Origin of the sequence: Pseudomonas tremae, from assembly GCF_001401155.1 — a bacterium.
GTDB classification, from domain to species: Bacteria; Pseudomonadota; Gammaproteobacteria; order Pseudomonadales; family Pseudomonadaceae; genus Aquipseudomonas; species Aquipseudomonas tremae.
In genome coordinates this window covers 21,112-35,231 of the sequence record NZ_LJRO01000467.1, presented here as the reverse complement: position 1 = coordinate 35,231, position 14,120 = coordinate 21,112, and the positions used below count along the sequence as shown (strand labels likewise).

Here is a 14,120-nt window from a genome sequence, read left to right as displayed (position 1 = left end):
AAGATGGCATTGAAATCCCCCGCGTTTCGTAAAAAATTTCCGTTGCTCGTAACCGGCAGTCTGCTGGCGATGCAACCTCTGGCCACTCAGTTCGTGGTCGCCGCGGAACAGTATGACTGCTCAGTCTCTGCTTCGGGTGCCTGGAACTGTGCGCCGAAATCCAACACTGCAGCTGTAGATCTGCCTCCGCGCCCCGTGCATGACACGGCGTCGGTCAGTTCCAACGGCACGGTTTCCTCGGAGAGTACCTCTTCGAGCGGTCAGTCTGCGGGTACGCAGCTGGTCACAGAAGCCAAGGGCAAAGGTCTGAAGTCGCGTAGTGCTGACTACAGCCACCTCGATTGGGTTCCTCGCGAAAAGCTCACCGCAGCGCAACTGGCCGAGACCGGCCCGTATTGCTCGGGTGCCTATGTCGAGCCGATCCGTCCTGGCATGGACGACAAGACGCCGATGAAAGACGCGCCGATGTTCGTGGGAGCCAAGGCTTCGCGTTACGAGCAGGAAGCACAGGTCGCGACCCTCGCCGGTGATGTCGTCATGCGTCAGGGCAGCATGCAGGTCCAGGCCCAGGAGGCCGCCCTGCATCAGGCAGAAAACCGTGGCGAGCTGAACGGCGATGTCCGTCTGCGCGACAACGGTGCACTGATCGTCGGCGACAAGGCCGAGCTGCAGCTCGATACCGGCGAAGCCCGTGTCGACAACGCCGAATACGTCCTGCACAAGTCCAACATTCGCGGTAACGCTCTGTACGCCAAGCGTGCCGAGAACGCGATCATCCGGCTCAAGGACGGTACGTACACCACGTGCGAACCGAACAGCAACGCCTGGACGCTAAAGGGCAACAACATTACGCTGAACCCGGCCACCGGCTTCGGTACGGCGACCAACGTTACCCTGCGGGTCAAGGACATTCCGGTCCTTTACACGCCCTATATCTACTTCCCGATCGACGACCGTCGCCAGTCCGGCTTCCTGCCGCCGACTATTGCGGCAGGCGGCGACAACGGCTTCACGCTCGTCACGCCTTACTACTTCAACCTGGCGCCGAACTACGACGCCACGTTGTACCCGCGCTACATGGCTGACCGCGGCTTGCTGATGGAAGGCGAGTTCCGCTACCTGACCAAAGGCAGCGAAGGCCAGTTCGGCGGCGCATACCTGAACGACGAAAATGACGAACGCAAACAGCAGTCGGACTACGACAAGACTCGCTGGATGATCAACTGGCAGCACAAGGGCGGGCTTGATACACGCTGGCTGACCCAGGTTGATTACACCGACATCAGCGACCCGTATTACTTCCAGGACCTGGAAACCGATCAGATCGGCGTTAAACGCACTGACTACATCAACCAGCAGGGCTCCCTGACCTACCGTGGCGACAGCTACTCGGCAGTGCTCAACGCTCAGGCCTACAAGCTGGCGACGGTTGCGAACGTTACCCCTTACAACCGTTTGCCACAGCTGACACTGAACGGTACGTTGCCTTATAACCCGGGCGGCCTGAAGTTCGATTATCAGACTGAGGCTGTACGTTTTGAGCGTGATCTGCGCAGCGGATCGTTCATCGATGAAGACGGTAACCCGGAAACACGTCTCGACAACAACATCACGGGCCTTGCTCGCGCCAACGGCGATCGCCTGAACCTGGCGCCATCCGTTAGTCTGCCGATGAACTGGTCCTACGGTTTCCTGACGCCGAAGCTCAAGTATGTCTATACCCAGTACGATCTGGATCTGGACAGCCAGGGCAAAGCCTCGCTGCTGGCTGATGAACAATACAGCAGCAGCCAAAGCCGCAGCGTGCCGATCTTCAGCGTCGATAGCGGCCTGTACTTCGACCGCAATACCAACTGGTTCGGCAAGGATTATCGCCAGACACTGGAACCTCGCCTGTTCTATCTCTATGTTCCAGAGAAAGACCAGACTGACATTCCGGTATTCGACACAGGCGAGAGCACCTTCAGCTACGCATCTCTGTTCCGCGATAACCGCTTTACCGGTTCCGATCGCATCGGCGACGAGAACAAGCTGTCGCTGGGCATCACCAACCGCTGGATCGAAGACAACGGTTTCGAACGTCAACGCTTCAGCATTGGTCAGGCCGTCTATTTCGAAGACCGCAAGGTGCAACTGCCTGGCGTTCAGTTTGCAGATCGTGATGACGCGCGTGCCAACGTTTCGCCTTACGCTCTGGAATACGAATACCGCTTCAACCGCGACTGGCGCTTCAACTCCGATTTCAACTGGGATCCGGACAGCAAGAGCACCCGTTCGGGCAGCGCGATGTTCCATTACCAGCCTGAAGCCGAACCCAACAAGATCGTCAACCTGGGCTATCGCTATCGCAACGACCAGATTCGTTACGACGAAAGCACTGGTCGCTGGATCGTAGGGGGTGGCGACTACGGCACGCCTGGCTCACCGAACTACGTGAAGGACTACTACAAGATTCAACAGCACGATTTCTCGGTCATCTGGCCTATCGTGCCGCAGTGGAGCGTGATCAGCCGCTGGCAGTATGACTACAACCGTGCGCGCACCATCGAAGCATTCGGCGGGTTCGAGTACGACAACTGCTGCTGGAAGATGCGTCTGGTCAACCGCTACTGGATCGACTATGACGAGTTCAGCCAGGCTGCACCTCAGAACGAGAAAGGCGACCGCGGCATATTCCTACAAATCGTGTTGAAGGGGCTCGGCGGTGTAACTGGCGCCAAAGTAGACAGCTTCCTCGACAAAGGCATTCAAGGTTATCGTGAACGTGAAGACCAAGCTTTCTGATTGTCTGCGCCCGCTGATGCTGGGCGCGTTACTCCTGAGCGGTGCTGTGCATGCAGCGGTTCAGCCTCTGGACAGTGTTGCGGCCATCGTCGATAACGACGTGATCATGAAAAGCCAGGTGGACCAGCGGGTTCATGAGGTTCAGCAAACCATCGCCAAGCGCGGCTCTGGCGTTCCGCCGGCCGAAGCACTGCAAAAGCAGGTTCTGGATCGTCTGATTCTGGAAAACCTGCAATTGCAGATGGGCGAGCGGTCCGGCATTCGTGTCAGCGATGACGAACTGAACCAGGCAATCGCCTCCATTGCCCAGCGCAACAACATGAGCGTGGAGCAGTTCCGCGCCGCGCTGATCCATGATGGCGTGTCCTACGACGATGCTCGCGAGCAGGTTCGTCGGGAAATGATCATCAGCCGGGTGCGTCAGCGCCGGGTGGCAGAGCGTATTCAGGTCTCCGAGCAGGAAGTCAAAAACTTCCTCGCCTCCGACCAGGGCAAGGCTCAATTGTCTGAAGAGTTTCACCTTGCCAACATCCTGATCGCCACGCCTGACAGCGCATCTTCGGATGTCATTCAGGCCGCAGCCCTCAAGGCCAAGAGCATCTATGATCAGGCGAAGAAAGGTGCTGACTTTGCCAAGCTCGCCGCCACCACTTCCTCCAGCGAAAACGCACTGGAAGGTGGCGACATGGGCTGGCGTAAAGCCGCTCAACTGCCGCCGCCGTTCGGAGACATGCTCAGTTCGATGCCTATTGGTGATGTGACGCCTCCAGCACGTACGCCGGGTGGCTTCATTATTCTCAAACTGCTGGAAAAACGTGGCGGCCAAGGCCAGGCACAGATGCGCGATGAAGTGCATGTGCGTCATATCCTGATCAAGCCAAGTGAAATCCGCAGCGAAGAAGCGACCAAGCTGCTTGCACAAAAAATCTACGAACGCATCGAGAATGGCGAAGACTTCGCGGCGCTGGCCAAAAGCTTCTCGGAAGACCCGGGCTCGGCGCTTAACGGCGGCGATCTGAACTGGGTTGACCCGAACTCTCTGGTTCCGGAGTTCCGCGAAGTCATGAACAGCACGCCGCAGGGCACGTTGTCCAAACCGTTCAAGACCGCTTACGGCTGGCATGTACTGGAAGTGCTTGGCCGTCGTGCCACAGATGCAACCGGTCAGGCGCGTGAGCAGCAAGCGTTGAGCGTGCTGCGCAATCGCAAGTACGACGAAGAGCTGCAAACCTGGCTGCGTCAGATTCGTGACGAAGCCTACGTCGAGATCAAACTCCCTGGCGCGACTCAGGCTGAACAGTGAAACCAAAGCGTTTCGCTCTGACACCCGGTGAGCCGGCCGGCATAGGTCCTGACCTCTGCCTGCTGCTCGCCACTCAGCCTCAGCCCTATCCCCTGATTGCCATTACCAGCCGTGACCTGCTTCTTGAGCGGGCCGCGCAGCTGGGTGTGGCGGTCAGTCTGCTCGACGTCACGCCTGACACCCTCCCCGATCTGCCTGCTCCAGCAGGGAGCTTGTATGTCTGGGACACGCCATTGGCGGAACCTGTACAAACAGGCGTACTGAACAAGGCCAACGCCGCGTTCGTGCTGCAGACCCTGACCCGTGCCGGGCAAGGCTGCCTCGACGGGCTTTTCAGTGGCATGATCACCGCGCCCGTGCACAAGGGTGTCATCAACGACGGTGGCATCGCTTTTTCCGGGCACACCGAATTCCTCGCCGAACTGACCCACACCGAACAGGTGGTGATGATGCTGGCAACCGGCGATCTACGTGTCGCGCTGGTGACCACTCACCTGCCCCTGCGCGAGGTGGCCGACGCTATCACACCCGACCGGCTGGAACGCGTTACGCGCATCCTGCACGCCGATCTGGTCAACAAGTTCGGCATCGCGAAACCGCGCATTCTGGTCTGCGGCCTCAACCCCCATGCTGGCGAAAGCGGGCATCTGGGCCGTGAGGAAATCGACATTATCGAACCGACTCTGGAGCGCCTGCGCAGCGAAGGGCTGGACCTACGCGGCCCGCTGCCTGCCGACACTCTGTTTACCCCAAAATATCTGGAGCACTGCGATGCAGTGCTGGCGATGTACCACGACCAAGGCTTGCCCGTGCTGAAATACAAAGGTTTCGGCGCAGCCGTCAATGTGACGCTTGGCCTGCCGATCATCCGCACCTCTGTCGACCACGGCACGGCGCTGGATCTGGCCGGCAGTGCGAACATCGACACCGGCAGCCTGCACGTTGCGCTGCAAACCGCCTACCAGATGGCCGAGACCTATTCATGACCGAGCAATACCAACACCGGGCGCGCAAGCGTTTCGGACAGAACTTCCTGCACGATGCAGGCGTTATCGACAAGATCCTGCGTGCCATTCGCGCCAAATCCGAAGAACGCCTGCTGGAAATCGGCCCGGGCCAGGGCGCGCTGACCGAGGGGCTGCTCAACAGCGGTGCCCAGCTGGACGTGGTCGAGCTCGACAAGGACCTGATCCCGATCCTCAACAGCCAGTTCGCCGGCAAGCCGAACTTCAGCCTGCATCAAGGCGATGCCCTGAAATTCGATTTCAACAGTCTGGGTGCAGAGCCTCGCAGCTTGCGCGTGGTCGGCAACCTGCCTTACAACATCTCTACACCGCTGATCTTTCACCTGCTGCAAAACGCCAGCCTTATTCGCGACATGCACTTCATGTTGCAGAAAGAGGTGGTCGAACGCATGGCTGCCGGGCCTGGCGGTGGTGACTGGGGCCGCCTGTCGATCATGGTTCAGTACCATTGCCGCGTAGAACACTTGTTCAATGTCGGACCGGGGGCTTTCAATCCGCCGCCGAAAGTGGACTCGGCCATCGTCCGCCTGGTCCCACATGAAACACTGCCACACCAGGCCAAGGATCACCGCGTACTGGAGCGGGTCGTGCGCGAAGCGTTCAACCAGCGCCGCAAGACCTTGCGCAACACGCTCAAACTGTTGCTCAGCAGCGACGAGATCACGGCTTCCGGGGTGGACGGCAGCCTGCGTCCCGAGCAACTGGACCTGGCCGCGTTTGTTCGACTGGCTGACACACTCAGTGAAAAGGTTGTGACGGAGTAACCTTTCGGGACAGGTAGACGACTATACCGTCGTCCCTTTCCGGCTACTTGTCCTAAGCTCTTCTATCTGCCGCACACGCGCGTTTTTTCGCAATGGATTTCAAGGCCTACTGCATGTCAGATTCTCGTTATCAGGTCGACGTCAGCGTCATCACGCGCTTTCTCGCAGAACAATCGCAACCCGAGCAGAACCGCTTCGCCTTCGCCTACACCATCACGGTGCAGAACAACGGCGAACTGCCCGCCAAGCTGCTGTCACGCCATTGGGTCATTACTGATGGTGACGGCCATGTCGAGGAAGTTCGTGGCGAAGGTGTTGTGGGACAACAGCCGCTGATCAAGGTCGGGCAAAGCCATACCTACAGCAGCGGCACAGTCATGACCACCAAGGTGGGTATAATGCAGGGTACTTATCAGATGCTGGCCGAAGACGGCAAACGCTTCGATGCGGTGATCGCGCCATTCCGCCTGGCCGTTCCGGGCTCGCTGCACTGATGGCGATTTACGCGGCAGGCGACCTGCAAGGTTGCCTCGAACCCCTGAAATGCCTGCTGGAGCATGTTCAGTTCGATCCGGATCAGGATCAGCTCTGGCTGGTCGGCGATCTGGTCAACCGCGGTCCCCAGTCGCTGGAAACCCTGCGTTACCTCTATAGCATCCGCGAATCGCTGGTCTGCGTACTGGGTAACCATGACCTGCACCTGCTTGCCGCTGCGCGCAACGCTGAGCGCCTGAAAAAAGGCGACACGCTGCGTGAGATCCTTGAAGCCCCGGATCGCGACGAATTGCTGGGCTGGCTGCGCCGGCAGAAACTCATGCATTACGATGAAAAACGTAACGTTGCTCTGGTGCATGCCGGCATAGCCCCGCAGTGGTCGCTCAATAAGGCCCTGAAGTGCGCCGCCGAAGTGGAGCAGACGCTGCAAGACGATCAGTCCTGTGGCGTCTTCCTCGACGGCATGTACGGTAACGAACCGGCAAAATGGCACAGCAGCCTGAAAGGCGTGGCACGTTTGCGAGTGATCACCAACTACTTCACGCGCATGCGCTTCTGCACCAGCGATGGCAAGCTCGACCTGAAGAGCAAGGAAGGCGTCGGAACCGCCATGCCTGGCTACGCTCCTTGGTTCGACCACAAGAGCCGAAAGACTCGCGAGGTGAAAATCATCTTCGGCCACTGGGCAGCACTGGAAGGCCATTGCGACGAACCCGGTGTCTTTGCGCTCGACAGTGGCTGTGTCTGGGGCGGGGCCATGACTCTGCTCAACGTCGATACACTTGAACGCCATCTGTGCAATTGCGATGCTGTCGGCAACGCTGCCACCGGACCGATTGTCCGCACGCAGCCCGGCACCGCGCAAACCCAGCAACCCCAGGCTCAGGAGCCCCAGCAATGACCGAATTCAAACGTATCCCGCCTGAACAGGCTCAGGCACTGCGCGAACAAGGCGCCGTGCTGGTCGATGTTCGTGATGCTCAGGCCTTTCAGAGCAATCACATTCCTGATTCCCTGCATCTGGATAACCAGTCCATAGCCGACTTCATCCGCGAGGCCGACCTGGACAAACCGCTGGTAGTAGTCTGCTATCACGGCAATTCCAGCCAGAGCGCCGCAGCCTATCTGGTGGGCCAGGGTTTCTCGGACGTGTACAGCGTGGACGGTGGTTTCGAGCTCTGGCGCGCCACTTATCCGTCAGAAACCGCACAAGGCTGATACAAAATATTTTTATGACAGCTGATCCCGCGTTCTACGTGGGCTCGCGCTTCATCTGACGAACGGTCACCCCCTCTTCTCGCGCATCCCTTCTTTATCTTTCCGAATCCGAACTATCCTTAGCCCAGGCCATCCGTATTCAGGGGAGAGCCGGTACACCGGCGCGTGGGTCATCGGTAGTTACTTTTAAGGTGTTCTGGGGGGTAAACAGTGACCGGGTAAACCGGCTACTGCCAGCATCGACTGAGATCCGCCGCCGGCTCTACGTATCGAGCGAGGTGACGTCATGAGCATATTCAGCCACTTCAAAGACCGCTTTGAAAGCACACGACAGGAAGAGCTCTCGCTACAGGAGTATCTAGAGCTCTGCAAACAGGATCGCAGCGCCTACGCCTCAGCCGCAGAACGTCTGCTGCTGGCCATAGGCGAACCCGAACTGGTGGACACATCCGCCAACTCCCGGTTATCGCGAATATTCTCTAACAAGGTCATACGCCGCTATCCGGCCTTTGCCGACTTCCACGGGATGGAAGAATGCATCGACCAGATCGTCTCGTATTTCCGCCATGCCGCCCAAGGCCTGGAAGAGAAGAAACAAATCCTCTATCTGCTCGGCCCGGTGGGCGGTGGCAAGTCGTCCCTGGCTGAAAAGCTCAAGCAACTGATCGAGAAGGTCCCGTTCTATGCGATCAAGGGCTCGCCAGTCTTCGAATCGCCGCTGGGTCTTTTCAACGCCACTGAGGACGGCGCGATTCTGGAAGAAGATTTCGGAATTCCGCGTCGCTACCTGAGCACCATCATGTCGCCGTGGGCGACCAAGCGTCTGGCCGAGTTCGGGGGCGACATCAGCCAGTTCAAGGTGGTCAAGCTCTACCCTTCTATCCTCAATCAGATCGCTGTGGCGAAAACCGAGCCGGGCGACGAGAACAACCAGGATATTTCCGCGCTGGTCGGCAAGGTCGATATCCGCAAACTGGAAGAGTACCCACAGAACGACGCCGACGCTTACAGTTACTCCGGCGCACTGTGCCGCGCCAACCAGGGGATGATGGAATTCGTCGAGATGTTCAAGGCGCCCATCAAGGTCCTGCACCCTTTACTGACGGCGACTCAGGAAGGCAACTACAACAGTACCGAAGGCCTGGGGGCGATCCCGTTCACCGGTATCCTGCTGGCGCACTCCAACGAATCGGAATGGCACAGCTTCCGCAACAACAAGAACAATGAAGCCTTCATCGACCGTATCTACATCGTGAAGGTGCCTTATTGCCTGCGTGTCAGCGACGAGATCAAGATCTACGACAAGTTGCTGTTCAACAGCTCGCTGGCCAAAGCGCACTGCGCACCCGACACACTGAAGATGCTTGCCCAGTTCACCACCCTCTCTCGTCTCAAGGAGCCGGATAATTCCAATATCTACTCCAAGATGCGCGTGTATGACGGTGAGAACCTGAAAGACACCGACCCCAAGGCCAAGTCGATACAGGAGTACCGCGACAGCGCAGGCGTCGACGAAGGCATGAACGGCCTGTCTACCCGCTTTGCGTTCAAGATTCTGTCCAAGGTCTTCAACTTCGACCCACACGAAATCGCCGCTAACCCGGTTCACCTGCTTTATGTGCTGGAACAGCAGATCGAACAGGAACAATTCCCCGCTGAAACCCGCGAGCGCTACCTGCGGTTCATCAAGGAGTACCTGGCACCGCGTTACATCGAGTTCATCGGCAAGGAAATCCAGACTGCGTACCTGGAGTCCTACAGCGAATACGGGCAGAACATCTTCGATCGCTATGTGCTGTACGCGGACTTCTGGATTCAGGATCAGGAATACCGTGACCCCGAAACCGGCGAAATTCTCAACCGCGTGGCCCTGAACGAAGAACTGGAAAAGATCGAAAAACCGGCGGGTATCAGCAACCCGAAAGATTTCCGTAACGAGATCGTCAATTTCGTGCTGCGCGCCCGTGCCAACAACAACGGCAAGAACCCGACCTGGCTCAGCTACGAAAAGCTGCGGGTGGTGATCGAGAAGAAAATGTTCTCCAACACCGAGGACCTCCTGCCGGTCATCAGCTTCAACGCCAAAGCCAGCAAAGAGGATCAGCAGAAGCACAACGACTTCGTCACTCGAATGGTCGAGAGGGGCTATACGGACAAACAGGTTCGCCTGCTTTCCGAATGGTATCTGCGCGTGCGCAAGTCGCAATAAGGCAGGTGCAAGCTTCAAGCTATTGGCTGCACGCGAGCAGCAGTCAGGCCCGGACTCCAGGCTGACAAAGCATTCGCCTGCAGCTTGAAGCTTAAAACTTGAAGCTCCCCGGAGGGGCCTATGAGCTATGTAATCGACCGACGTCTCAACGGCAAGAACAAAAGCACGGTAAACCGGCAGAGGTTTCTCCGTCGTTACCGTGACCATATCAAGAAGGCGGTCGAGGAAGCGGTCAGCCGGCGCTCCATCACGGACATGGAACACGGCGAGCAGATCAGTATTCCCGGGCGCGACATCGACGAGCCGGTTCTGCACCACGGTCGTGGCGGCAAGCAGACGGTCGTTCACCCTGGCAACAAGGAATTCACCACCGGCGAACATATCGCCCGCCCGCAAGGTGGCGGCGGAGGCAAAGGGCCAGGCAAGGCAGGTAACTCCGGCGAAGGCATGGACGAGTTTTCGTTTCAGATCACTCAGGAAGAGTTTCTCGAGTTCATGTTCGAAGACCTCGAACTGCCCAATCTGGTCAAACGCAACCTGACCGGCACAGACACGTTCAAGACGGTACGGGCCGGGATCAGTAACGAAGGCAACCCGTCGCGCATCAACATCATCCGCACGCTGCGCTCGGCCCACGCGCGACGCATCGCACTGTCAGGCAGCAGCCGGGCAAAACTCCGCGAAGCGACCAGCGAACTTGAGCGCTTGAAACGCGAGGAGCCCGACAATTTCGGCGACATTCAGTTGCTGGAAACCGATATCGAAAAACTCAAGGCGCGCATTCGTCGCGTGCCTTACCTGGACACGTTCGACCTCAAATACAACCTGCTGGTCAAACAGCCCAACCCAAGTTCCAAGGCCGTCATGTTCTGCCTGATGGACGTTTCCGGCTCCATGACCCAAGCCACCAAAGACATCGCCAAACGGTTCTTCATCCTGCTGTACCTGTTCCTCAAGCGTAATTACGACAAAATCGACGTCGTGTTCATTCGTCACCACACCAGTGCCCGCGAAGTGGACGAAGAAGAGTTTTTTTACTCCCGGGAAACAGGCGGCACCATCGTTTCAAGCGCTCTGAAACTGATGCAGGAAATCATGGCTGCGCGCTACCCGGCCAGTGACTGGAACATTTACGCAGCCCAGGCTTCGGACGGCGACAACTGGAACGACGACTCTCCCATCTGCCGCGAGATCCTGACCAAGCAGATCATGCCCTTCGTGCAGTACTACACGTACGTGGAAATCACGCCGCGTGAACATCAGGCCTTGTGGTACGAATACGAGCGTATCAGTGACGAGTTCGCCGATACGTTCGCCCAGCAGCAGCTGGTCTCTGCCGGCGATATCTATCCGGTATTCCGCGAACTCTTCCAGCGAAGGTTAGTGTCATGAGCGCCAGAGAGCAGAAACGCCAACCCCTCTCCATCGGGTCAGAGTGGACGTTCGAACTGATCCGGGCCTACGACCGGGAAATCGGCAGAATTGCCGAGCGGTACGCCCTGGATACCTATCCCAATCAGATCGAGGTGATTACCGCCGAGCAAATGATGGACGCTTATGCCTCGGTGGGTATGCCACTTGGCTATCACCATTGGTCCTATGGCAAACACTTCCTCAGCACCGAAAAATCCTACTCGCGGGGCCAGATGGGGCTGGCCTACGAGATCGTGATCAACTCGGACCCTTGCATCGCCTATCTGATGGAAGAGAACACCATCTGCATGCAGGCGCTGGTCGTCGCTCACGCCTGCTATGGGCACAACAGCTTTTTCAAAGGCAATTACCTGTTCCGTACCTGGACCGACGCCAGTTCGATCATTGATTATCTGGTGTTCGCCAAGCAGTACATCATGCAGTGCGAAGAACGCCACGGGATCGATGCCGTGGAGGACCTGCTCGACTCCTGCCATGCACTGATGAACTACGGGGTGGACCGCTACAAGCGTCCGTACCCGATTTCTGCCGAAGAAGAGCGGCGTCGACAGAAAGATCGTGAAGAACATCTGCAACGGCAGATCAACGATCTTTGGCGCACCATTCCGAAGAACGCCGACAAAAGCAGCAAGGAAGACAATGCCCGCTTCCCTGCCGAACCGCAGGAAAACATTCTTTACTTCATCGAGAAGCACGCGCCGTTGCTGGAGCCCTGGCAGCGTGAAGTGGTGCGGATCGTGCGCAAGATTGCTCAATACTTCTATCCGCAACGCCAGACCCAAGTGATGAACGAAGGCTGGGCGACCTTCTGGCACTACACGTTGATGAACGACCTGTACGACGAAGGCCTTGTCACTGACGGCTTCATGATGGAGTTCCTGCAGTCACACACCAGTGTGATCTACCAGCCTGGCTTCGACAGCCCTTACTACAGCGGCATCAACCCATACACTCTGGGTTTCGCGATGTATCAGGACATCCGACGGATGTGCGAGCACCCCACGGATGAGGACCGCCAGTGGTTTCCGGAAATCGCCGGAACCGACTGGCTGACGGCGATCAAGTTCGCAATGAGCAGCTTCAAGGATGAGAGTTTCATCCTCCAATACCTGTCGCCGAAGGTCATTCGTGACCTCAAGCTGTTCAGCATCATGGACGACGATCAGAAAGAAGACTTGGTCGTGCCTGCCATTCACGATGAAAACGGCTATCGGACAATCCGCGAAATCCTCGCCGCCCAGTACAACCTCGGCAACCGTGAGCCCAACATACAGATCTACAGCATTGATCGACGCGGCGATCGCTCGCTGACCCTGCGCCACCAGCAGCACAACCGCAAACCGCTGGGCGACTCGACGGACGAAGTGCTGAAGCACTTGCATCGGTTATGGGGTTTCGACATCCATCTGGAGACGGTTCAAGACGACGAAGTCGTCAAGACACACCATGTACCGCCAAGAAGCGAAAACGCCGACAGTGAGTTTCCCCGGCGTGATTTGGCGGTCGTACACCTCTAGGCTGGCAAGCGGTAACGATTAATTATCAGCCATGCCATCGGTTTGGCCTCCGCGAGCGCGACACAGGGTTTATCCTGTCGCGCTTACGGAGGCTTTTTATGCAGATTTATAAAGTTGGCGGTGCAGTACGCGACCGCCTGCTGGGGCAACCCGTCACGGACATCGATTGGGTAGTGGTGGGCGCGAGTACCGAGGAAATGCTGGTCAAGGGCTATCGCCCGGTCGGCACAGACTTCCCGGTGTTCCTGCACCCGCTGACCAACGAGGAATATGCGCTGGCGCGCACCGAGCGCAAAAGCGGCGTGGGTTATGGCGGCTTTGTTTTTCACGCAAGCCCCGAGATCACGCTCGAGCAAGACCTGATCCGTCGCGACCTGACCATCAATGCGATGGCCGAGGACAAGGACGGCAATCTGACCGACCCCTACAATGGCCAGCGAGACCTGGAAGCGCGCATCTTGCGTCACGTTTCGCCCGCTTTCGCCGAAGATCCGCTCAGGGTTCTGCGCGTTGCCCGATTCGCCGCGCGTTATGCCGGCTACGGTTTCAGCATCGCCCCCGAAACGATGAACCTCATGCGGCAGCTTAGTGAGTCAGGCGAACTCAAGGCCCTGACCGCCGAGCGAAGCTGGAAAGAAATCTCGCGCGCGCTTATGGAAGAACAGCCTCAGGTATTCATCCAGGTACTGCACGACTGCGGTGCGCTCGGAGAATTGATGCCGGAGGTCGAAGCGTTGTTCGGCGTTCCGCAGCCGGCTGCGCACCATCCGGAAATAGACACCGGCGTGCATGTACTGAGCGTGCTTGAGCAGTCTGCCCGTCATCAGCATCCGCTGACCGTACGCTGGGCCTGCCTGCTGCACGACCTGGGCAAAGGCTTGACGCCCGAATCCGAGTGGCCCCGCCATATTGCCCACGAGCACACCGGCCTGCGTCCGATAAAAGCAGTCAGCGAACGTTTTCGGGTACCCAAGGACTGTCAGGAACTGGCGCTGCTGGTTGGCCAGTACCACACTCATGGGCACCGCGCGCTGGAACTGAAACCCTCGACCTTGCTGGACCTGCTGCACAGCTTCGACGTCTATCGCCGCCCGCAGCGATTCGAGGAATTCATTGCCGCCTGCGAAATGGACGCACGAGGCCGTCAGGGTTTCGAGCAACGCAGTTATCCACAGGCCGACTACCTGCGCGGCGCAGCCGAGGCTGCACGCACGGTTTCAGTACAGCCACTGCTGGAACAGGGCCTCAAAGGCAAGGAACTGGGTGATGCACTGAAGAACGAGCGCTTGAAGGCACTGAAAATCTACAAGGCCGAGCATGCCGCCTGACTGACTCGCTCACCTTATCGCTCCCAGCGCTGAACGTCTGTCT

The 14,120-nt window shown here is 58.0% G+C and carries 11 protein-coding genes; all 11 read left to right on the top strand.

Annotation, left to right across the window (positions count from 1 at the left end):
• Positions 1-3 precede the first annotated feature (3 nt).
• The 11 genes from ALO43_RS25965 (at position 4) to ALO43_RS25915 (ending at position 14,077) form a co-directional block, all read left to right on the top strand.
• Positions 4-2,784, top strand: coding sequence for an LPS-assembly protein LptD (locus tag ALO43_RS25965; RefSeq protein ID WP_024669233.1), 2,781 nt, complete (start codon positions 4-6; stop codon positions 2,782-2,784).
• Positions 2,765-4,087, top strand: a complete 1,323-nt coding sequence (locus tag ALO43_RS25960; RefSeq protein WP_005896624.1) for a peptidylprolyl isomerase — start codon at positions 2,765-2,767, stop codon at positions 4,085-4,087. The genes ALO43_RS25965 and ALO43_RS25960 overlap by 20 nt, the downstream gene beginning before the upstream one ends.
• Positions 4,084-5,073 carry a 4-hydroxythreonine-4-phosphate dehydrogenase PdxA gene (gene pdxA / locus ALO43_RS25955; protein ID WP_005896622.1) on the top strand — a complete coding sequence of 330 codons (990 nt, stop codon included), beginning with the start codon at positions 4,084-4,086 and terminating at the stop codon, positions 5,071-5,073. The genes ALO43_RS25960 and pdxA overlap by 4 nt, the downstream gene beginning before the upstream one ends.
• The gene (rsmA, locus tag ALO43_RS25950) at positions 5,070-5,876 is read left to right on the top strand and encodes a 16S rRNA (adenine(1518)-N(6)/adenine(1519)-N(6))-dimethyltransferase RsmA (protein ID WP_053931841.1); all 807 of its coding nucleotides are present in this window, start codon (positions 5,070-5,072) and stop codon (positions 5,874-5,876) included. Before pdxA ends, rsmA begins: the two co-directional genes overlap by 4 nt.
• Before the next feature lie 113 nt (positions 5,877-5,989).
• The gene (gene apaG / locus ALO43_RS25945) at positions 5,990-6,370 is read left to right on the top strand and encodes a Co2+/Mg2+ efflux protein ApaG (RefSeq protein WP_005896618.1); all 381 of its coding nucleotides are present in this window, start codon (positions 5,990-5,992) and stop codon (positions 6,368-6,370) included.
• Positions 6,370-7,272 (top strand): symmetrical bis(5'-nucleosyl)-tetraphosphatase, encoded by a 903-nt coding sequence (locus tag ALO43_RS25940; RefSeq protein WP_005896616.1) that lies wholly within the window; start codon positions 6,370-6,372, stop codon positions 7,270-7,272. Before apaG ends, ALO43_RS25940 begins: the two co-directional genes overlap by 1 nt.
• Positions 7,269-7,589 carry a thiosulfate sulfurtransferase GlpE gene (glpE, locus tag ALO43_RS25935; RefSeq protein ID WP_005896614.1) on the top strand — a complete coding sequence of 107 codons (321 nt, stop codon included), beginning with the start codon at positions 7,269-7,271 and terminating at the stop codon, positions 7,587-7,589. Before ALO43_RS25940 ends, glpE begins: the two co-directional genes overlap by 4 nt.
• 286 nt (positions 7,590-7,875) lie before the next feature.
• On the top strand, positions 7,876-9,798 hold the full coding sequence (locus ALO43_RS25930) for a PrkA family serine protein kinase (protein WP_005896611.1): 1,923 nt from the start codon (positions 7,876-7,878) through the stop codon (positions 9,796-9,798).
• 120 nt (positions 9,799-9,918) lie between these two features.
• Positions 9,919-11,190, top strand: coding sequence for a YeaH/YhbH family protein (locus ALO43_RS25925; protein ID WP_024689686.1), 1,272 nt, complete (start codon positions 9,919-9,921; stop codon positions 11,188-11,190).
• Positions 11,187-12,749 (top strand): SpoVR family protein, encoded by a 1,563-nt coding sequence (locus ALO43_RS25920; RefSeq protein WP_005896606.1) that lies wholly within the window; start codon positions 11,187-11,189, stop codon positions 12,747-12,749. The genes ALO43_RS25925 and ALO43_RS25920 overlap by 4 nt, the downstream gene beginning before the upstream one ends.
• A gap of 98 nt (positions 12,750-12,847) precedes the next feature.
• A complete protein-coding gene (locus ALO43_RS25915; RefSeq protein WP_054998376.1) occupies positions 12,848-14,077 on the top strand; it encodes a multifunctional CCA addition/repair protein in 1,230 nt (409 codons plus the stop codon).
• The last annotated feature ends 43 nt before the right edge of the window (positions 14,078-14,120 follow it).